Annotated in this window: 16 protein-coding genes; 8 read left to right on the forward strand and 8 right to left on the reverse strand. The window is 72.8% G+C overall.

Annotated features, from left to right (window positions below; translation table 11 throughout):
* The 3 genes from DLJ47_RS35770 to DLJ47_RS16660 all read left to right on the forward strand — a co-directional run.
* Positions 1-596: hypothetical protein (locus DLJ47_RS35770; protein ID WP_199235880.1), on the forward strand; the 596-nt coding region annotated here is incomplete at its 5' end.
* A gap of 193 nt (positions 597-789) precedes the next feature.
* Entirely contained in the window at positions 790-2721 is a 1932-nt protein-coding gene (locus DLJ47_RS16655) for a hypothetical protein (protein WP_109900896.1), read from the forward strand.
* Positions 2722-2821: 100 nt separating this feature from the next.
* The gene (locus DLJ47_RS16660; RefSeq protein WP_109900897.1) at positions 2822-4756 is read left to right on the forward strand and encodes an outer membrane protein assembly factor BamB family protein; all 1935 of its coding nucleotides are present in this window, start codon (positions 2822-2824) and stop codon (positions 4754-4756) included.
* Positions 4757-4843: 87 nt separating this feature from the next.
* Here DLJ47_RS16660 and DLJ47_RS16665 read toward each other — a convergent pair whose 3' ends face one another.
* The gene (locus DLJ47_RS16665; protein WP_109900898.1) at positions 4844-5368 is read right to left on the reverse strand and encodes a hypothetical protein; all 525 of its coding nucleotides are present in this window, start codon (positions 5366-5368) and stop codon (positions 4844-4846) included.
* A 165-nt stretch (positions 5369-5533) separates the two neighbouring features.
* On the opposite strand from DLJ47_RS16665, the gene ligD reads away from it, so the two are divergent.
* Positions 5534-6499 (forward strand): non-homologous end-joining DNA ligase, encoded by a 966-nt coding sequence (ligD, locus tag DLJ47_RS16670; RefSeq protein ID WP_233257863.1) that lies wholly within the window; start codon positions 5534-5536, stop codon positions 6497-6499.
* A 98-nt stretch (positions 6500-6597) separates the two neighbouring features.
* Here ligD and DLJ47_RS16675 read toward each other — a convergent pair whose 3' ends face one another.
* The 6 genes from DLJ47_RS16675 to DLJ47_RS16700 form a co-directional block, all read right to left on the reverse strand.
* Positions 6598-7527 (reverse strand): diacylglycerol/lipid kinase family protein, encoded by a 930-nt coding sequence (locus DLJ47_RS16675; RefSeq protein ID WP_109900899.1) that lies wholly within the window; start codon positions 7525-7527, stop codon positions 6598-6600.
* Positions 7528-7676: 149 nt separating this feature from the next.
* Positions 7677-8282: an STAS domain-containing protein gene (locus DLJ47_RS16680; protein ID WP_109900900.1), complete on the reverse strand. Its 606-nt coding sequence runs from the start codon at positions 8280-8282 to the stop codon at positions 7677-7679.
* A 250-nt stretch (positions 8283-8532) separates the two neighbouring features.
* Positions 8533-8808 carry a BON domain-containing protein gene (locus tag DLJ47_RS16685; protein WP_146228105.1) on the reverse strand — a complete coding sequence of 92 codons (276 nt, stop codon included), beginning with the start codon at positions 8806-8808 and terminating at the stop codon, positions 8533-8535.
* A gap of 347 nt (positions 8809-9155) precedes the next feature.
* Entirely contained in the window at positions 9156-9995 is an 840-nt protein-coding gene (locus tag DLJ47_RS16690) for an amino acid ABC transporter ATP-binding protein (RefSeq protein ID WP_109900918.1), read from the reverse strand.
* A 5-nt stretch (positions 9996-10000) separates the two neighbouring features.
* Positions 10001-10795 carry an amino acid ABC transporter permease gene (locus tag DLJ47_RS16695; protein WP_088994119.1) on the reverse strand — a complete coding sequence of 265 codons (795 nt, stop codon included), beginning with the start codon at positions 10793-10795 and terminating at the stop codon, positions 10001-10003.
* A 67-nt stretch (positions 10796-10862) separates the two neighbouring features.
* On the reverse strand, positions 10863-11681 hold the full coding sequence (locus DLJ47_RS16700; RefSeq protein ID WP_088994120.1) for a basic amino acid ABC transporter substrate-binding protein: 819 nt from the start codon (positions 11679-11681) through the stop codon (positions 10863-10865).
* Positions 11682-12348: 667 nt separating this feature from the next.
* Here DLJ47_RS16700 and rph point away from each other — a divergent pair.
* Together rph and DLJ47_RS16710 are read left to right on the forward strand one after the other, a co-directional pair.
* Positions 12349-14946 (forward strand): rifamycin-inactivating phosphotransferase, encoded by a 2598-nt coding sequence (rph, locus tag DLJ47_RS16705; RefSeq protein WP_109900902.1) that lies wholly within the window; start codon positions 12349-12351, stop codon positions 14944-14946.
* A gap of 194 nt (positions 14947-15140) precedes the next feature.
* Positions 15141-15797 (forward strand): HAD family hydrolase, encoded by a 657-nt coding sequence (locus DLJ47_RS16710; protein WP_109900903.1) that lies wholly within the window; start codon positions 15141-15143, stop codon positions 15795-15797.
* Between the two features lie 9 nt (positions 15798-15806).
* On the opposite strand, the gene DLJ47_RS16715 is transcribed toward DLJ47_RS16710, so the two are convergent.
* Positions 15807-16745: a LysR family transcriptional regulator gene (locus DLJ47_RS16715; protein WP_109900919.1), complete on the reverse strand. Its 939-nt coding sequence runs from the start codon at positions 16743-16745 to the stop codon at positions 15807-15809.
* 125 nt (positions 16746-16870) lie between these two features.
* On the opposite strand from DLJ47_RS16715, the gene DLJ47_RS16720 reads away from it, so the two are divergent.
* Both DLJ47_RS16720 and DLJ47_RS16725 read left to right on the forward strand, forming a co-directional pair.
* The gene (locus DLJ47_RS16720; RefSeq protein ID WP_109900904.1) at positions 16871-18154 is read left to right on the forward strand and encodes an MFS transporter; all 1284 of its coding nucleotides are present in this window, start codon (positions 16871-16873) and stop codon (positions 18152-18154) included.
* A 153-nt stretch (positions 18155-18307) separates the two neighbouring features.
* The gene (locus tag DLJ47_RS16725; RefSeq protein ID WP_109900905.1) at positions 18308-20338 is read left to right on the forward strand and encodes a hypothetical protein; all 2031 of its coding nucleotides are present in this window, start codon (positions 18308-18310) and stop codon (positions 20336-20338) included.
* Positions 20339-20428: the final 90 nt, after the last annotated feature.

Genomic DNA, 20428 nt, shown 5'->3' on the forward strand with positions numbered 1-20428 from the left:
CCACCAGCGACAACGGCCTCGACGTCAAAGCCGGCGTCCTCGGCGCCATCGCCGTCGACCCCACCGCCGTCGGCGTCGGCGCCACCGTCCTACCCGGCATCGGCCTCGGCATCGGCCCCGGCGGCCTGAGCACCGACCTCACCGGCGCCCACGACCTCGCCCACACCCTCGACGCCGACGTCATCGGCGCCACCGACACCATCGCCGACCCCGCCGTCAGCGACCTCACCAGCACCCTCGGCAACCCCACCACCGCCCTCGACAGCGGCGACAACGGCCTGCTCGGCACCGGCGTCCTCGGCGGCGACGGCCTGCTCGGCGGCACCCTCGGCAACACCCAGGGCCAGGTCGACGGCCTCGTCGACGGCCTCGGCGTCGACGACACCCTCGGTGGCCTCGGCATCACCACCGGCCCCGGCAGCGTCGTCCCACCGATCGACGTGCCGTCCACCGTGGACGGCGTCACCGGCCAGGTCGACGGCGTCGTCTCCGGCGCCCTGGGGTCCGTCGGCGGGATGTCCACCGGGGTGGCGCTGCACGGCGAGGCGTCCGCCTCGGCCGGTGGCACGCTGGGCATCACCGACGGCCTGCTCTGAGCAGCTGTCGGCGTCCGGCGGACCGCGCCGGAGCCCGACCGCCGCGTTCGCGTGCCTTCGGCCCGAACTCCAGCTCGACGTTACGGGCCACGCTCAAATCTGCCGATGAAAATCCCTCGTCGCCCATACCGGCGAGGCCATCGGCGACGCTAGACTCTGGCGCAATTCCGGTCCCGACCGAAAGGCTGCGCCCATGGTCGCCCGTCGTCGTCTACTGCAGACCGCCGCGCTCGCCGGCGGAGTCGCGCTCCTTCCCCCTTCCTCGGCCCACGCCGACGCGTCAGCCGATCCCGAAGGCACCCTCACCGACCTCGGTCCGGCCAGCGTCACGACCCCGCTGGGCAACGGCGAGTTCGTCGGATCGGTGCTCTACGCGGCCAGCCGCGGGCTCTCGCCCAACGTGGTGGGCGCGTACGACCTCACCGCCGACGCCGTGACCTCCCACACCGACGTGCCCACCGGCATCGGCGTGTGGGCGATGTGCCGCGTCGGCACCGACGTCTACATCGGCACCCACAGCCGCTCCGACCTCTACCGGCTCGACACGGTGACGGGTGCGCTGGACCAGGTGGGCGCCTACCCGTACCACTTCATCTGGAATCTGGCCTCGTCGCCGGACGGCAAGGTCTACCTCGCGATCTCCGAACCCGGCCGGGTCGTCGAGTACGACCCGGCGACCGGGGTGAGCCGCGACCTCGGCATGCCGGTCGAGGGCGAGGCGTACGTGCGCAGCATCGCCGCCGACGAGACCACCATCTACGCGGGCGTCGGCGCGCACGCCCATCTGATCGCGATCGACCGGGCGACCGGCGCCAAGCGCGACATCCTGCCGGCCGCGCTCGCCGGCCGCGACTTCGTCGCCAGCCTGGCGCTGTCGGAGACCCACCTGGCCGGCGGAATCTCCTCCAACGGCGAGGTGCTGGTGCTGAGCAAGACCGATCCGGCCGACCACCGGGTGCTGACAACGGGCGAGAAGTACGTGACCTCGGTGCTCATCCACGACGGTTACGTCTACTTCGCCGGGCGACCGTCGGGCATGTTCTACCGGTGTGCCATCGACGGCGGGGCCGTCGAGGCCCTGGGCGTGGCCCAGCCCGAGGCGGCCACCCACCGGCTCCTCGTCCACGACGGCCGCGTCTACGGCGTGCAGGACGGCGCGATCGTCGTCTTCGACCCCGCCGACCGCTCGCTGCGCTACGTCAACCTGGTGCAGCGCGGCTTCCGGGCCGCGCCCGAGCAGCCCATGTCGGTGCACAGCGACGGCGCGCGCGTCTACGTCGGCGGCAAGGGCGGCGCGGATGTCCACGACCTCGCCACCGCCACGCGATCCCGGCTGGGCATACCCGGCGAACCCAAGACGGCGCTGACCGTCCGCGGCGCCACCTACCTCGGTGTCTACACCCAGGCCCTGCTCTACCGTCACCGGGCCGGCGAGACCGAGGCGACCCTGCTGGCCAGGACCGGTAACCAGCAGGACCGCCCGCGCGATCTGGCGTACGACGAGGCCACCGGTCTGATCGCGATGACCACCCAGCCGGAGCCGGGCCACCTGAACGGGACCCTGGCCCTCTACCAGCTGCGGACCGGGAGGTTCGACACCTACCGGCCCGTGGTCGAGCGGCAGAGCCTCTACGCCGTGACCTGCCAGGGCGGCGTCGCCTATCTCGGTACCAACATCCAGGAAGGGCTCGGCCTGCCGCCGGTCACCACCACCGCCCGGCTCGCCGCCTTCGACCTGCGTGGCCGCCGGCTGCGCTGGCAGGTCGAACCGGTGCCCGGGGCGAAGGTCATTCCGGGTCTCGCGCACACCGCGCTCGCCGTCTACGGCATCACCGACACCGGCGTGCTGTTCGAGTACGACCTGCGGCACGCCCGGGTCACCCGGATCACGAAGGTCAGCGCCCGCGGTTCCGATCTGCACATCGTCGGTCGGGTCGCCTACACCACCGACGGCAACGCGATTTACAAGATCGATCTGATCACCTTCACGGTCAGCACCGTCGTCGACGGGCTGGCCGGCGAATGGTTCGGCGGCGAACCCAAGCTCGCCCTCGACCCGTCCCGGAGCGCGCTGTTCGGCCTCAAGGGGCGCAACCTGGTCCGCGTCGCGATCTCCGGCCGCTGACCACCCGTGACCGGCATCCCGCGCGCCCGAACGACAACCCGGCGGGGCGACGGCGTCTCGACCTCCACTCCCCCAGGCCGCACCGAAGAGGAGCTTGCCCATGACCCAGCTGAACCGGCGTAACCTCATCCAGCTCACGGCACTGTCCGCGGTCGGCGGCGCGGTGCTCGGCGAACTGCCGGCCGCGGCGGACGGCCCGCGCCAGCCGGGGCAGTACGGCCCGGCCTCGCTGAGCGCGGCGATCGTCGGCATGGCGGTGGACGGCACCACCGGGTACTTCGTCACCCGGGGGCAGACGCCGCCGAAGGTGGTCACGTACGACATCGCGGCCCGCGCGGTGACCGACGTGGTGCCGCTGGAGCGGGGCGACGGCGCCTGGGCCTGCACCGTCTCCGGCGGCAAGGTCTACATCGGCACGTACTCGTTCGGCGACATCGTCGAGTACGACCCGGCGACCAAGACCGCCCGGCGACTCGGCACCATCGGCCCGTCGGGCACGATCGTGTTCGCCGCCACCACCGCACCGGACGGCGTGGTCTACTTCGGCACCTATCCCCGGGGCGAGGTCTGGTCCCTGCAACCGGCGACCGGAACCCTGACCAACCTCGGACGCGCCTTCCCCGGATCCCAGTACGCCCGGCTGCTGGCCGCCGACGAGCGCTACGTCTACGCCGGCACGATTCCCGCCCACATCGTCCGGATCGACCGCGCCACCGGCGAGAAGGTGGACATCATGCCTACCGGCACCCCGCTGGACGCGGGACTCGGCGCGCTGGCCGCGGCCGGCGGCCGGGTCTACGCCGCGTCCGCGTTCGGGGTGCACGACATCGCCAGCGACGGTTCCGGCCACGTCGAGGTGCCCGCCGACGGGGAGTACCTGGTCGACTCGCTGAGCGTCACCGGCGACGGCGCGCTGCTCGCCCTGGGCCGGCTGACCGGGTCGATCCTGCGCCGGGAGGGCGACCGGCTGGTCACGATCGCCCAGGGCCCGGCCGGCGACGAGGGACGCGGCGTGGTGGAGCTTGCCGACGGCACCGTCTTCGCCGCCAACGGCAGTGGCCGGGTGTCCATCCTGGCCCCCGGCCGGGACACCGTCGAACAGCACGACCTGACCGACGACCCGCGGGCGGCCGGGCCCGAGCTGCTCCAGTCGATGTGCGCGGCTCCCGACGGTTCGGTCTACGTCGGCGGGCACTTCGCGATCACCGTGCACGAGCCCGCCCGCGGCGTCAGCCGCCGGTACCCCGTCGGCGGCGAGGCGAAGGACATCGTCGCCTGGCGGGACCGGATGATCAGCGCCCTGTACCCGAGCGGCGAGATCGTCGAGCTGAACCCACGCACGGGTCAGGTGCGCAGCTTCGGCCAGATCGGCCACAACCAGCAGCGGCCCTGGGACGTGGTGCACCACAAGCCGTCCGGCCTCGTCCTGGTCGCCTCGGCCCCGCGGTACGGCAGCCTGCAGGGCGCGCTCACGCTGCTGGACCCGGCGACCGGCGAGCTGGAGGTACGCCTCGACATCCTGCCCAACCAGGCGCTGAACGCCATCGCGCTGGACGGGGACCTGGCCTACATCGCCGGGGACACCTGGGGCGGCAACGGGACCCCGCCCACCGAGCCGACCTCCCAGGTGGCGGTCTTCGACATCCGCCGCCGCGAGGTGGTCGACCGGTTCGCGCCGCTGCCCGGCCAGCCCAGCATGCAGCACGTCGAGGTGTTCAACGGGGTGCTCTACGCGTCGTACAAGCGCACCAGCGGCACCTGGATCGCGTACGACCTCACCACCCGCACCGTGCTGCACTCCGGCAAGCTCAGCGGGTACGGCGAGATCGTCGCGCACCACGGCCAGGTCTACGCCGCGACGAACTTCGGCGACACCATCTACCGGCTGGGACCGGGGTTGGCCGCGGCGGAGCCGCTGTACAGCGGCATCGGCACCAACTGGTACACGGTTCCCCGGATCGAGCCGGTGCCCGGAGCGCGCAAGGCGTGGACAGCCGTGGACCGCAACCTCGCGCTGGTCGAACTGCCGGGCTGACCGGCGCCGTCGGGCCGAGGTCCCCGCGCCGCGACCAGGCGGGGGGACCTCGCGGCCCGCCGGGCCGATCGCACATCGACCGCGGCGTCAGCCGTCGGCGTAGACGAGGTCCATCGTGTCGGTACGCCCGGACCAGCGCAGATCGAGGTGCCAGCAGCCGGGCTGCGGCAGGTCGATGATCGACGGGCCTGGACCGCCGGTGACCTGGCGGGTCACCCGGGTCTCGGTGCCGTGCAGCGTCGCGGTGATGACCAGCGTCGGCGAGGACGTCGGATCGGGCGAGGTGGTGACCGGGCGGGGAACCCAGAGGATCTTGTTGTTGGAGCCGTCCGTCCGGGGCTGCCGCAGCGGATGGCCGAACAGCACCGCGACGATCTCGCCCTTCGCACCGAAGACGTGCGCGATCCGGGGCTCCCCGCGGAACCCGCCGTGCGCCCATTCGGGCAGCAGGCCGGTCTCGACCCGGGAGCCGCAGCCGGTCGCGGCCGGCGCCGCCGCGCTCGGCGGGGCCGGGGTGGCCGCCGCGCCGGCCGGCGTGGCCGGCCCGTCGGTGGGCGTGCACGCCGCCAGCAGGACCACCGCTGCCAGCACCAACCTGCCCCGTGAACCCATCTCGTCCCCCTCCGGATGGACGCCTGGCGGAACTGACCCGTCCCGTTCTCAGGACACCGGCCGGGCGCTCCGGGTTCCCGGGCGCGGGTCGTGGGCCGCCCGGGCCCGGCGGGCGGATCGCCGGAAGGCCAGGTGCCGGCGCGTCGGGTTGGTGATGATCGAGGCGTGAGTGCCAGGATGCCGACCCTCGTGCGGCCGATGCTCGCCACCAGTGGCGCGCTGCCCGGCGGGCCGGGGTGGGGATACGAGTTCAAGTGGGACGGCGTTCGCGCCATCGGGTACGTCGCCGACGGGGTGCGGCTGCTCAGCCGCAATGACCGCGACGTCACCCGGGCGTACCCGGAACTGGGCGAGCTGGCGCGGCTGCTGTCGGGCCGGCGCGCGGTGCTGGACGGGGAGGTCGTGGCCCTGGACGGCAAGGGGCGGCCCAGCTTCGCCGCGCTGCAACGCCGCATGCACGTCCGGGCGCCGTCCGCCGCCCTGGTCGGCGGCACCCCCGTCCGGATGTACCTGTTCGACCTGCTGCACCTCGACGGTCGGGACCTGACCTCGCTGCCGTACACCGAGCGCCGCGCCGCGCTGCAGGAGCTGGACCTCAGCGGGCAGAGCGTGGACACGCCGCCCTACTGGACCGGGGACGCCGGCCGTGATCTGGCCACGGCGGCCGCCGACCTGGGCCTGGAAGGAGTGGTCGCCAAGCAGCTCGACTCGCCGTACCAGCCCGGTCGCCGCTCGCCGGCCTGGGTGAAGGTGCCCCTCAACGACACCGTCGAGGTCATCGTGGGCGGCTACCAGCCCGGTGCGGGCCGGCGCGCCGGCACCGTCGGCTCGCTGCTGCTCGGCATGTACGACCAGGGCGACAAGCTGGCCTTCATCGGCCACGTCGGCACCGGCTTCACCCAGGCCGCGCTGCGCGACCTGCAGCAACGCCTGGACCCGCTGCGCCGACCGGATCCACCGTTCGACTCCCCCGTGCCGCGCGGACACGCCCGGCACGCCGTCTGGGTCGATCCGGTGCTGGTCGGCGACGTCACCTTCCGGTCCTGGACCCCGGACAACCGGCTGCGCCACCCCTCCTGGAAGGGACTGCGCAGCGACCGCGAGCCGACCGAGGTCCGGCTGCGCCGCTGAGCCCGCCGCACGCCCGGCAGCCGCGATCAGAGTCCCACCCGGCAGCGCCGCCGGTCGTCGTCCGGACCCCGCACAGCCCGGCTGAGGACTTCGACGCGCTAGCGGTCCGGGCTGTCGGCGGGGGCCATGATGCGCAGCGCGTTGGGGTCCAGGCCGATCCGGATCGGGGTCTCGCCGTACAACTCGCCGTCGACCTCGACCGGCGCCGGCCGGTCGGTCTCCAGCCACAGCTGGCGTACGGCGAGGAAGGGCTCCTCGCGCAGCGTGCGGCGATGCCCGGTGGCGGCGTTGCGGGCCGTGTCGCGCAGCAGCTCGCGACGGGTGGCGCCGCCCACCGGGTAGCCGACCAGCAGCCGGTCGTCGGCGTCCGCGTCGGCGGTGATCGGCCGGCCGGCGTGGAAGCCGCCGTTGGCCACGTAGAGCTGGTGGGTGACGAACTCGCGCTCCCGCCCCTCGGCGCGGACGGTGGCCCGCAGCGGCCGGTGCCGGGTCAGCAGCGCCAGCGCGGTGAGCGGGTACGCGAGCCGGCCGGTGGCCCGCTTCAGCCGCGGCGGCGTCCGGAGCATCACGTCGGCGGAGAGGCCGATGCCGACGTGGTTGGTGAACCGCATGTCGCCCACCAGGCCGAGGTCGACGTCGATCACCTTGCCGGTGGCGAGCACCTCGACCGCCGCGTCGAGGTCGAGCGGGATGCCCACGGTGCGGGCGAAGTTGTTGGTGGTGCCCAGCGGCAGCAGGCCGAGCGCGATGTCGCGGTGGGCGAGCAGCCGGGCGGCGGTGCCGATGGTGCCGTCGCCGCCGCCGGCGACCAGGAGGTCCGGCCCGAGGTCGGCGGCCGCGGCGAGGGTCTGCTCCAGCTCGCCGGGCCGGTCGACCGGGTACGCGTCGAGCAGCGTGAAGCCGGCCGCCGCGAGCCGCGCCCGGGCGCCCTCGTAGAGCCGCCGGCCCCGCCGGGAGTGGGCGTTGACCACGAGCACCGCCCGCCGGTCCCGGCGGATCGTCGCACTCAGCTCCGGCTTCGTCCGCATAGGAGCAGACCCTATCGCCGGCAGGCTGCGTCGACCTCACCTTCCCCCACGGTGGCCAACGCGCCACCGGCAGCTGCGTCGCCCTCACCTGTCGACGCCGGCGACGCCGCCGCCGGGCAGGCCGGACACCACCGGCACGGCGGTCACCGTCAACCGAGGTCGGGCGTCGGATGGGTGGGCCGGTGACCTGCCGCGGACAGGTCGGCGAGGGCCTCGTCGCGGCTGTCGAAGACCGGGAGGACGCCGTCCAGGCGCATGGTGTGCAGGACGGTGCGGACGAACCGGGACGGGCCGGCGAGGCACAGCATGACGCCTCGGTCGCGGGCGTCGCGGTGGGCGCGGACGAGCACACCCAACCCGGTGGAGTCGATGACGTGCACCCGGCTGAGGTCGACCACCACATGCCCGCCCATGTCGGCGGCGTGTCCCAGGGCGGCGCGGAGCGTGTCGCCGCTGTCGAGGTCGATGTCGCCGGTGGCGGCGACGACGGTGGCGCCGTCGACGTGGTCGATGCCGACGATCCCACCCGGGCCGTGGTCCCGGCAGGGAACGGGACCGCCACCGGCGGGCGGCAGCAGGCTGCAGTACGGACACCGGTGGGGGCCGGTCGCGAACGGTGAGCCGCTCCAGCCGTGCTCGGCGATCAGCGTCCAGACGACCTCGGCGTCGGGCGGCACACAGGCCGTCACCGTGGTGGTGTGGCCGCAGGTGTCGCAGATCAACGCCATCAGCTGGTCGTCCGGGACGACGCTCATCGTGCTGTCCTTCCTGCCCGTCCGGGACCCGGTCGGCCACCACCCTGCCCGGCCGGATTCGCGGCCACCACGCGGGTATGTGACAGTCGCGTGACAAAGTCGGACCGGGGGTGGGGGGTCAGCGCGCCGACGTGGTCTGATCCGGTGCGCTCGACGTGGGACCGGTGGCCTCGGGCGGAGCGGTGCCGCCCGGGGTGGCCGGCGGACCGGATCGGCCGGTCACCCCGGTCCACCGCACCCCGGCCGGCGGTCAGTCCGCCGAGGCGCGCAGCCGGTTGTTGACGTCGTGCACGCCCGGGGTGCTCCAGGCACGGTCGTGGGCGGCGGCGCTCACCTCGGCCGAACTGACCACGCCGTCCAGGATCACCACGCGGTTCTGCACCTCGATGCAGATCCGTTCGTGTCTGAGCAGCGGGTCCCGCTGCATCCGATCCAGCAGGCGGCAGGCCAGCCGGGCGTCCTCGGAGGTGGGTCGGGTCTCGAACAGCGACGGGAATTCGTGGGGGAAGAACCAGGGGTAGGTCATGTCGAGCTCCTCGGGTTGCTGCGGCGTGCCGGTGGCCGGCTGTGCGGCCGCCGCGACCACGCCGCGGGGGTGATCCCCCCGCACTACCCCGCGGGGCCCGCGGCCAACACGACGAAACGATGACGGTTCGCGCCCAGCCTCATGACGGTCGCTGCCGTGCGCGTTCGCACCAGGGCAGCCACGCCCTGACCCTGGCCCCGGGCGACGGTCAGCTCGCCGTGAGCGGGCGGAGGGCGCCTTTCGGCGGGTCGGCCGCCACGAGACGCCCGACCGGGCGGCCCCCGCCCGCTCCCCCGCGGCGTATCCGGCCGTCGGTGGTCGGGCGGGCAGGCGGGCAGCGGCGGCGGCTACAGGTTGTGGCGGTCGTCGGCCGGCAGGCGCGGCGGCTCCGCCGGCTGCGCGGACTGGCCGGGCTGACCGAGCTGCGCGACGTGGGTCGGGTCGAGGACCCGGGAGAGGAACGAGCGGGTCCGTTCGTGCCGGGGAGCGCCGAGCACCTCCTGCGGCGGCCCCTGCTCGACCACCACGCCGCCGTCCATGAAGACGACCCGGTCGGCCACGTCGCGGGCGAACGCCATCTCGTGGGTGACCACCATCATCGTCATGCCGTCCTCGGCGAGCTTGCGCATGACGGTGAGCACGTCGCCGACGAGTTCCGGGTCCAGCGCGGAGGTCGGCTCGTCGAAGAGCATCAGCTTGGGGTCCATCGACAACGACCGGGCGATCGCCACCCGCTGCTGCTGCCCGCCGGAGAGCTGCGCGGGGAACGCGGTGGCCTTGTCGGTCAGGCCGACCCGCTCCAGGTTCTCCCGGGCGATCCGCTCGGCCTCCGCCCGGCCGCGCCGGAGCACCTTGCGCTGGGCGACGGTGAGGTTGTCCAGCACGGTCAGGTGCGGGAACAGGTTGAACGACTGGAAGACCATGCCGATGCCGCGGCGGACCGCGTCGATCTCGACGTCCGGGTCGGTCATCTCGATCCCGTTCACCCAGATCTTGCCGGCGGTCGGCTCCTCGAGCAGGTTGACGCAGCGCAGCAGGGTCGACTTGCCGGATCCGGACGGCCCGATGACGCAGACCACCTCGCCGTGGCCGACCTCGAAGTCGATGCCCTTGAGCACCTCGATCGGGCCGAAGGACTTGTGCAGGTCGCGGATCTCGACGGCGGGTCGGGCTTCAGGAGTCGTCATGTGGGTCACCGAGCCTTGGCGTAGCGGAGTTCGAGGCGTCGTACCACCTGGGACAGGGGCAGGGTGATGATCAGGTAGGTGAAGCCGGCCACCAGCAGCGGCGTGGCGTTCACCCGGTCGTTCAGCGTGTCCCGGCCGAACTTGGTGATCTCGATGGTCGACGCGGTCACGCCGAGCACGTAGGCCAGCGACGAGTCCTTGGTGAGCAGGATGAGCTCGTTGGTCAGCGGCGGGATCACGATCCGGAACGCCTGCGGGATGACGATGGTGCGCATCGCGGTGAAGTGCGACATGCCGAGGGTGCGCGCCGCCTCCATCTGCCCCTTCGGCACGGCCTGGATGCCGGCGCGGATGGTCTCGGCCATGTACGCCGCGGCGGTCAACCCGAGACCGATCGCGATGGAACCGAACACGCCGCCCGGGATCTCCCGGTCCGGGAAGGCGATCGGGATGCCGTAGCCGACCAGGAAGAGGACCAGCAGCGCGGGCAGACCCCGGAACAGTTCGATGTACCCGGTGGCCACCCAGCGGTACGGCGCCACTCGGGACAGCCGCATCAGCGCGAGGATGGTGCCGAACACCAGGCCGAAGGCGAACGCGCCGAGCGTGTAGAGGATCGTGTTGCGCAGCGCGACGGTGATGATCGTCGGGAACATCGACTCGATGATGTCGACGCGGAAGAAGGCCTCTTTCAGCCTGCCCCAGTCGGCCGCGAAGATCACCACGGCGAGGACGGCGATGAAGGCCAGGTACTGCAGCCAGAGGGACAGCCGCTCTCGCTGGCGGCGGCGCAGCTTCACCGTTCGTTGCTCCTTGCCCACGCGGAGGGCGCGCGACGGGCGCGCGCCCTCCTGCCACGAGTTCCGATCACTTGGCCGGCTGCTTGCCGATCCACTTCTCGTAGATCTTGTCGTACGAGCCGTCCTGCTTGGCCTTGGCCAGCGTCTCGTTGATCTTCTTGAGCAGCTCCGGGTTGCCGTCCTTCTTCACCGAGAAGCCGTACTGCTCGCCGGTGTCGAACTCGGCGGTCACCTCGAACCCGCCCGGGTTCTCCTTGATGTACTCGGTCCAGACCGGCAGGTCGTTGATGGCGGCCTCGACCTGGCCGTTGGCGAGGGCCTGCTGCAGGGCGGCGAGGTCCTCGAACTCGACGAGCTGCAGGCCCTTCTCCGCCTCGAACTTCTTGGCGTAGTCGCGGCCGGTGGTGGCCGCCTGGACGCCGAGCTTCTTGCCCTTGAGGTCGTCGAGCGACTTGTACGCCTTACCGGTCTTCACCAGCAGCGCCTGGGTGGCGTCGAAGTAGGGGTCGGAGAAGTTCATCACCTTCTGCCGCTCCTCGGTGATCGTCATGCCGGCGGCGGCCGCGTCACACTTGCCGGTGTTCAGGTCCTGGCCGGACTTGATCCCCTCGAACGGCGTGTCGACGATCTTCTGCTCGACGCCCAGTTCCTTGGCGACCAGGTCCATGACGTCGACGTCGAACCCGACGACCTTGCCGCTGGCGTCCTTCGACTGGAACGGCGCGTACGGCAGGTGGGTGCAGACGGTGAGCTTGCCCGCTTCGATGAGCTTGACCCCGCTCGCCTGGACCTCGCCCTCATCCTTCTTGGCGCATCCCGCGCTCACCGCGAGGGCGGCGATCGCCGCGATCAAGCCAGCCTTGCGGACTGCGCTGTGGAACGTCACTGCGGTGTCCTCCCCGATTCGGCCGCGTACGACTGGCGGCCCGTGTTGGTGCAAAGACGATGTGCCAGGGGACGCTACCCGATCGGACCAGCCGTACCTAGATCAAGTCGGGCGGTTGTGGCCATGCTGTTGCCATCACGGTGCGTAAACCCGGCAGTCGGTCCGCAACCGGGCGGCCCCTGCTGGCATCGGGGAGCCCGGCACAGCCTCACCAAGATCGCCACTTTGGGTGACTGTCCGTGGTGTCGCGCCACCGGGTCGTCACCGACGACGTGCGGGGCCGGAGCAGGCACATCCGCGGGTCGGGACATCCGTGGCCGGCCGGCGGTCCGGTCCGGTCCGGTCCGCCACGAGACCAGGGGCCAGGAATGGGGCAGTTGCGGGCGCGACGACGTCCGGAGAGCCGAGAAGGGCGTCAGGCCGCGGCGGACGCCCAAAAGGAAAGGCAAGGAGATGTCACCCCTTGCCACCTTTAACGTATAGCGCACCGGGGGGCTTGCGGCAAGACCCCTGTCGTGGCGCAGAATCGTCGGCCCGAGGCCACAACCTGCGGAAATGGGGGGCACGACGTGCGTGTGTTGGTGTCGACGTTCGGGGGACGCGGTGACGCCGAGGCGGCGGTGGGACCGGCGGTGCGGCTGCCGGCCCTGGCCGCGGAGGAGTCGCGATGAGCGGGCCGTACGTGTTGGGTCTTCACGAGGTTGACGAGACGCAGCTCGCGGTCGTCGGCGGCAAGGGCGCGCACCTGGGCGCGCTGTCGCGGATCGACGGCGTCCGCGTGCCGGCCGGCTTCTGCGTCACGACGGACGCCTTCCGGCGGACCATGGCGGCGGCGCCGTTGATCGACGATCGGCTCGATCAGTTGTCGCGCGTGAACCCGGACGACCGGGAGGCGATCCGCACGCTCAGCGCGGAGATCCGCCGGTCCATCGAAGGGATCACCGTCCCCGACGACCTGGCGGCGGCGATCACCCGCGCGCTCGCCCCGCTCGGCGAGCAGGCCGCCTACGCCGTCCGATCCAGCGCGACGGCGGAGGACCTGCCGACGGCCTCCTTCGCCGGCCAGCAGGACACGTACCTGAACGTGGTGGGGCCGGCCGCGGTCCTTGAGCATGTCAGCCGGTGCTGGGCCTCGCTGTTCACCGAGCGGGCGGTGACCTACCGCCGGCGCAACGGCATCGACCACCGTGCGGTTCAGATGGCCGTGGTCGTGCAGCAGATGGTCTTCCCGCACGCGGCCGGCATCCTGTTCACGGCCGACCCCGTCACGGGCAACCGGACGGTCGCCTCCGTGGAGGCCAGCTTCGGCCTCGGCGAGGCGCTGGTCTCCGGCCTGGTGAACCCGGACGTCTACCAGGTGCGCGACGGCGCGGTCGTCGCGAAGGCGATCGCCGCCAAGCAGCGTGCGGTTCGCGCCGTGCCGGCCGGCGGGACGCGGGAACAGGCGATCGACCCCGAGCGGCAGGAGCAGCCGGCGCTGACGGATGCGCAGGTCGTGCGGCTCGCGCAGCTCGGCCGGCGGATCGAAGCGCAGTTCGGCCGTCCCCAGGACATCGAATGGTGCCTGGTCGACGACGGCTTCCAGATCGTCCAGAGCCGGCCGATCACCACGCTGTTCCCCATCCCCGAGTCCGACGATCGGGAGAACCACGTCTATCTCTCCGTCGGGCACCAGCAGATGATGACCGACGCCATGAAGCCGCTGGGGCTTTCCTTCTGGCAGATGACGACCCCCGCGCCGATAGCCGAGGCCGGCGGCCGCCTGTTCGTCGACGTCACCCGGAGGCTGGCCTCGCCGGCGAGCCGCGCCGGCCTGCTGGAGCTCGTGGAGAAGGCCGATCCGCTGACCGGCGACGCGCTGCGGACCGTCCTCGAGCGCGACGGCTTCATCCGTCCGCTCCCGGACGAGGGGCCCGCCGAGCCACTGGCCGGCGGTGCGCCAGCGCCGATCGAGACCGATCCGGCCATCGTCACCGAGCTGATCGGGCGCAGCGAGGCATCCGTCGCCGCCCTGCGACGCGACATCCGCACGAAGTCCGGGGAGGCGCTGCTCGACTTCATCCAGGCGGACCTCCAGGAGCTGCGGCGGATCCTGTTCGATCCGCGGAGCCATCAGGTGTTCATGTCGGCGATGGAGGCCACGGCGTGGCTCAACGAGCGGCTGGAGGCGTGGCTGGGCGAGAAGAACGCGGCGGACATCCTCACCCAGTCCGTGCCGCACAACGTCACGTCGGAGATGGGGCTGGCGCTGCTGGACGTCGCTGACGTGATCCGCCCGTATCCGGACGTGGTGGCGTTCCTGCAGCAGGTCGAGGACGACGGTTTCCTGGACGAGCTGCCCAGGCTCGCGGGCGGGCGGGAAGCGCGAGACGCCATCGAGGGCTGGCTCGACCGGTACGGCATGCGCTGCGTCGGCGAGATCGACATCACCCGGCCGCGGTGGAGTGAACGCCCCGCCACGCTCGTGCCCCTGATCCTCGGCAACGTCAGGAACGCCGAGCCGGGCGCCAGCGAGCGACGCTTCGAACAAGGGCGGCAGGAGGCCCGGAAGAAGGAGCAGGAACTGCTGACGCGCCTGCGGGCCCTGCCGGACGGGGAGCGCAAGGCCGAGGAGACAAAGCGGATGATCGACCGGGTCCGGACCTTCATCGGGTACCGGGAGTATCCGAAGTACGGCATGGTCAGCCGCTACTTCGTATACAAGCAGGCCCTGATGGAGGAAGCCGAGCGCCTCGTGCGGGCCGGCGTCCTGCGTGCGCGGGAGGACGTCTTCTACCTCACGTTCGCCGAGCTCCACGACGTCGTACGCACTCGCCAGGTGGACAACGAGCTGATCCGCCGGCGCAAGGAGGCGTTCCGGTCGTACCAGACGCTCACGCCGCCCCGGGTGCTCACCTCCGAGGGCGAAGCCATCACCGGGGCGTACCGACGCGATGACCTGCCGGCCGGCGCGCTGATCGGCCTGGCGGTCTCCGCCGGGACCGTCGAAGGGCGGGCCCGCGTCATCCTGGACCTGGCCGAGGCCGATCTCGAACCGGGCGACATCCTCGTCACGGCCCACACCGACCCTAGCTGGACGCCCCTCTTCGTCGCCATCGCGGGCCTGGTGACGGAGGTCGGCGGGTTGATGACGCACGGCGCGGTGATCGCCCGCGAGTACGGACTGCCGGCCGTCGTCGGTGTGGTGGACGCCACCCGGCTGATCGCCGACGGGCAGCGGATCCGCGTGCACGGAACCGACGGGTACGTCGAGATCCTGCCGTGACCGACCACTCACCGGGAAGGCCCGTCCCCTGATCGGGCGGCCGGGCCGGACGATGGCCGTCCGGCCCGGCCCACCGGTCGCGGCTGCCGCCGACCACCCCGGTGACCGCGCCGCCCGGACGTCCGGCAGGCTCAGGGCATGGCTGGACAGGTGATGGTGGCAGGGTCCGCGTACCGCCGTCGCGGGAACCGGGGATGACCCGGCCGCCCCGCGTCGCCCCGGCCGCTGTCGTGTTCGACCTCGACGGCACGCTGGTCGACACGATGACGATCGCCCCGGCCGTGTACGTCGACACGATCCGCGCCCTCGGCGGGCCGGACGTCTCGCCGGCCACCGTCGTCGCCACCTGGCACATCGGCCACACCCCGGTGGTGCTGGGCCATTTCCTGCGACGGCCCGTCACCGATTCGGACGTCGAGTGTTTCCACCGCCGGTTCCAGGCCGCGGTCGCCGACATCCGGCCGTTTCCCGGCGTGTTCGACCTGGCCGACGACCTCCGTCGGGCCGGCTGCCGGCTCGGCATCTTCACCGCCGCCCTGCGCCGAACCACCACCCTGGTGCTGGCCGGTACCGGGCTCGACCGGCTGTTCCCGGTCGTGGTCTGCGGTGACGAGGTCGCCGCGCCGAAGCCCGCGCCGGACGGACTGCGGCTGGCCTGTCGCCGGCTCGGCGTCGGCGTCGCCGAGACCGCGTACGTCGGCGACGCGGCGGTGGACCTCGCCTGCGCGGAGGCGGCGGGAGCGGTGGCGGTGCACGCCCGCTGGGCCGCCAGCTCCACCGCCCGCGAGGACGCGCCGCTGGTGGCCCACCGGCCGGCCGACGTCCTCGACCTGCTCTCGGCTCCCGACTGACCCGCCCGGCTACCGCCGGCGGGCCCAGCTCGGCTCCCAACTGTCGGGCGGCCGGGCCGGCCGGGTTGCCACCAGGTGCCGGCGGAGCGCGGTGAGGGTGGGGTGCCGGTTGTCGGCGCGGTGCACGAACGAGTGCGGGTAGACCGGCGTCGGCCCGTGCAGCGGGATCCGGCGCAGGTCCTGGGTGGCCGGCCAGACGTGCCGGTCACCGGAGCCCACGAGGGTCGCCACGTCAGCGGCGTCGGCGATCGCGTCGAGCAGCGCCGCGCTGCCGAAGTTCGGGCCGATCGCGTCGATCCGCAGGTCGAACGCCTCGGTCAGCTCGTCGTAGTAGACGGCCCACTCGGCGCCCGGCCGGATGCCCGGGATCCAGATCCGGTGCCCGACCAGGTCGCCCGGGGTGAGGGTCGCGGCGGCGGCGAGCGAATGGGCCGCGCCGACGAGCACTTGCAGCGGGTCGTCCAGGACCCGTTCGACCAGGATGCCGTCGGGCAGTTCGCGGGCGGGTAGCGGCACGGCTCGGAAGCTCGCGTCGATCTCGCCTGCGTGGACCGCCTCGATGGCCGCCTCGACGTTGGCGTCCGGGAGGGTGACCACGTCCAGGTCGATCCCCGGATGAGCGCGGTAGAAGCCATGCAGGGCCTCGGCCGGGGCGCTCCGCCGGTTCAGGACGTCCACCCGCAGCGCGCGGTCGCCGGGCCGGACCGAGGCGGCGGCCCGTTCGGCGGCGCGGAGCAGCTCGCGGGCGTGCGGGAGGAACGCCTGCCCGTCGACGGTGAGCCGGACGCCGCGAGCGGTGCGGGTGAAGAGGGTGACCCCGAGGCTCCGTTCGAGGTTGGCCACCCGCTTGGAGACCGCCTGCTGGGTGATCCGCAGGTCGACGGCGGCCTCCTGGAACTGCCCCGCGTCGGCGACCGCGAGGAAGGTGCGTACGGCGTCGATGTCCACCGGCGGATGGTACGGACGCACAAGCGTTGGTTGTGGCTCGCCCGCCCGCCGGTTGTTGGATCTCACGGCCCCCGGCCTGGTCGAATCCTCGCCGTCGACGACCGGCTGGGACGGGGGGATGTGGCGTGGGGCGGCAGCGGCTGGGGCGCTCGTTCGGCTGGCTGTGGTCGGCGTACGCGGCGAGCACCGTAGGCACCTGGTTGGGGTTCGGCGCGTTTCCGCTGCTCGCGATCCAGGTGCTCGACGTCGGGCCGGCCGCGGTCTCCGCCCTAGCCGCGGCCGGGCTGGCCGTGGGTGCGCTGCTGGCGCTCCCCCTCGGCCCGTGGGTCGACCGCCGGCGCAAACCGGCGGTCATGATCGTCACCAACGCCATCCGGTGCGCGGCCCTGCTGAGCGTCCCGATCGCGTTCTGGCTCGGGCTGCTCAGCTATTTTCACCTGCTGATCGTCTCGGTGGTCGGGGCGGCGGCGAACATCGCCTTCACCGCCGCCAGCGGCGCCTACCTGAAGTCAATCATGCGTCCCGACCAGCTGCTCGTGGCCAACGGGCGGTTCGAGTCGACCCTCTGGACGGCCACCGCCCTGGGGCCGCCCCTGGGCGGTGCGGCCATCACCCTGCTGGGGTCCGTCGTCACCGTGGTCGCCAACGCGGCCGGGTTCCTGCTCTCCGCGGTCGGCATCGGCATGATCCGGGACCGCGGACCGCGCCCGGCCGCGAACCGGCCACCGCGGCCGGCCGGTCGTGCTGCCGCCGCAGGTCGGCCGCGCCGCGACGACCTGCTGGCCGGATGGCGGTTCATCCTCGCCGACCGCGAGTTGCGCCGGCTGTTCCTGAACACGGTGACCGTCAACGCGCTGATCATGGCGACCGAGCCGCTGCTGGCCGTGCTCCTCCTCGCCGACCTGGGCTGGGCCGCCTGGCAGTACGGCCTGGCGTTCGGACTGCCGTGTGTCGGTGGGTTCGTCGGCGCCCAGCTCGCTCCGCGACTGGCGGCCCGCCACGGGCGGCGACGGGTCCTGCTGGTCTCGGGCGCGCTGCGCGCACTGTGGCCGGTCGGCCTGGTCCTCGTCATACCCGGCACGGCGGGAGTGGTGCTGGTGATCGCGATCGAGTTGGCGCTGATCACCTGCATGGGCGTGTTCAATCCGCTGTTCGCCACCGAGCGGCTCCAGCGGGTGCCGGCTGACCGGATCGCCCGCGTGCTGGTCGCCTGGCGGGTCACCGGCACCGGGGCGATCGCGCTGCTGACCGCACTGTGGGGCGTGCTGGCCGCGGCCACCGGTGCCCGCGCCGCGATCGGGCTCGCCGGGGCGGCGCTGCTGGCCACGCCGTTCCTGCTGCCGCACCGCGGGAGCGGGAAGGCAAGGCCCGGCGAGCCGGTCCCGCCGCCACTGGCCGCAGTGCGGTGACGCTCCCCGGTCCGCGGATCGGGGCGGGACCGCCGGACCCTTGCCGGGATTCCTTGATCGGCGTAGGAAGAACACCACGCCCCACCCCCGGCTCCTGCCACCAGCGTCGCCGGCGTGGCTCCGTCCACTCCGGCCACCGTCGAAGGAGATGGTGTGACCACCCCCGGACGCCTCCGTCTCGCCGTGTCCGTGCTGGCGACGGTCGGTGCCGTACTGCTCGGCACCGCCGCCACCGCCGAACCCCCCGCGCGGCATCCGGCCGCCCACGGCGCCTGCGACCCGATCGACCCGACGGCCTGCCTGCTGCCGTTCCCCAACGACTACTTCACCGTGCCCGATCCCGCGAGCCCCACCGGCAAACGGGTGCGGTTCGCGGCCGCCGCGATGCCGGCCAACGTGCAGAGCACCCCGATCGACCCGACCGAATGGAACCGGCAGGACGGGTTCAGCCCCGGCTCGCCGATCCTGGTGCACGTGCCCGGCCTCGACGCCGCGGCCACCGGGATCGCTCCGGTCACCGACATCGGCCGGTCGCTGGCGCCGGACGCGCCGATCGTGCTGCTCAACACGACCACCGGGAAGCGCACGCCGTACTGGGCGGAGCTGGACGCGCACGCCGCCGGCCAGCCCGACCGGCAGTTGCTCATCATCCGGCCGGCGGTGGCGCTGGCCGAGGGCACCCGGTACGTCGTGGCGCTGCGCGGCCTGCGTGACCGGAACGGCAAGCTGATCCCGGCGCCGACGGCGTTCCGCTCGTACGTCACCGGTGCCGGCCTCGGCCCGCGGGACCGCCGCGCCCCGCAGATCAAGCGGATCCTGGCCGAGCTGACCCGGGTCGGCGTCAAGCGGCACAGCCTGCACCTCGCCTGGGACTTCACGGTGGCCAGCCGGCAGGGTTTGACCGGACGGATGCTGGCGATCCGCGACGGCGCGTTCGCCACGCTGGGTAAGGCGGCGCCGTCGTTCACCGTCACCCAGGTGACCGACTATCCGGAGCAGCAGGACGCGCGGATCGCCCGGCAGGTGACCGGCACCGTCGACGTGCCGTCCTACCTGACCGGCAGCGGCGGACCGGGCTCGCGGCTGCACTACGGGCCGGCCGGCGGCGACGGGACGCCACCCACGACGTACGCCCGGCCCACGCCGTCCGGCACGACGCTGCGGGCGGACTTCGTCTGCAACATCCCGCGCAGCGCCTCCGCCGCCGCTCCGGCCCACCTCTCGCTCTACGGCCACGGCCTGCTCGGCCGGCCGACCGAGATCAACGCCGGCAACGTCAAGACCATGTCGGCGGAGTACGACTTCACCTTCTGCGCCACCAGCTGGGTCGGGATGGCCGCCGCGGACGTCCCGTACGTGGCCGGCGCCTTCACCGACCTCAGCGCCTTCCCCGCGGTGGCCGACCGGCTGCAGCAGAGTTTCCTGAACTTCCTCTTCCTGGGCCGGACGATGATCCACCCGGCCGGGTTCGCCGCCGACCCGGCGTTCCAGGACGCCGCCGGACGACCGCTGATCGACGTGCCCGGCGGGCTGCACTACGACGGCAACAGCCAGGGCGGCATCAACGGCGGCGCGCTCACCGCCATCGCCCAGGACTGGACCCGGTCGGTGCTCGGCGTGCCGGCGATGAACTACTCCACCCTGCTGCAGCGCAGCGTCGACTTCGCCCCCTTCCAATCGATCATGGACGGGTCGTACCCGGACAAGGTCGACCAACAGCTGATCTTCGCGCTGCTGCAGATGTTGTGGGACCGGGCCGAGGCCAACGGGTACGCCCAGCACATGACCGGCAACCCGTTGCCGCGCACCCCGGCGCACCAGGTGCTGATGCACGTGGCCTTCGGCGACCAGCAGGTCTCCCCCGCCGCGGCCGAGGTGCAGGCGCGCACCATCGGCGCCGGCCTGCACACCCCGGCCCTCGCCGACGGGTGGTCGCTGGACGTGCGGCCGTACTGGGGGATCACGCCGATCCGGTCGTACCCGTACACCGGCTCGGCGATGGTGGTCTGGAACAGCGGCGCGGCGTACGCGCCGCCGCCGACCAACCTCGCCCCGGCCGGGCCGGAGTACGGCGAGGACTCGCACGAGTTCCCCCGCGCCCAGCCCGGCGCACAGCGGCAGAAGGCGACGTTCCTGCTCACCGGCAAGATCATCGACGTCTGCGCGGGGCGCCCCTGCCCGTGACGCGGTGACCGGCCGCGCCGCGCAGGCGCGGCCGGTCACCCCACCGGGCCGGCGACCTCGGGTTCCGGTGACCGTGCGTATCCTCGGTGG

The organism is Micromonospora sp. S4605 (assembly GCF_003176715.1).
Taxonomy (GTDB): Bacteria; Actinomycetota; Actinomycetes; order Mycobacteriales; family Micromonosporaceae; genus Micromonospora; species Micromonospora echinaurantiaca.

What these genes read in the sequence shown, in the direction of transcription:
- DLJ47_RS16680 (WP_109900900.1), bottom strand. Translation starts at nt 8,282, where the DNA reads ATGAGCGTCGTCCCGGACGACCAGCTGATGGCGTTGATCTGCGACACC.
- DLJ47_RS16675 (WP_109900899.1), bottom strand. Translation starts at nt 7,527, where the DNA reads ATGCGGACGAAGCCGGAGCTGAGTGCGACGATCCGCCGGGACCGGCGG.
- DLJ47_RS16710 (WP_109900903.1), top strand. Translation starts at nt 15,141, where the DNA reads ATGACCCGGCCGCCCCGCGTCGCCCCGGCCGCTGTCGTGTTCGACCTC.
- DLJ47_RS16665 (WP_109900898.1), bottom strand. Translation starts at nt 5,368, where the DNA reads ATGGGTTCACGGGGCAGGTTGGTGCTGGCAGCGGTGGTCCTGCTGGCG.
- DLJ47_RS16655 (WP_109900896.1), top strand. Translation starts at nt 790, where the DNA reads ATGGTCGCCCGTCGTCGTCTACTGCAGACCGCCGCGCTCGCCGGCGGA.
- DLJ47_RS16660 (WP_109900897.1), top strand. Translation starts at nt 2,822, where the DNA reads ATGACCCAGCTGAACCGGCGTAACCTCATCCAGCTCACGGCACTGTCC.
- DLJ47_RS16690 (WP_109900918.1), bottom strand. Translation starts at nt 9,995, where the DNA reads ATGACGACTCCTGAAGCCCGACCCGCCGTCGAGATCCGCGACCTGCAC.
- DLJ47_RS16685 (WP_146228105.1), bottom strand. Translation starts at nt 8,808, where the DNA reads ATGACCTACCCCTGGTTCTTCCCCCACGAATTCCCGTCGCTGTTCGAG.
- rph (WP_109900902.1), top strand. Translation starts at nt 12,349, where the DNA reads ATGAGCGGGCCGTACGTGTTGGGTCTTCACGAGGTTGACGAGACGCAG.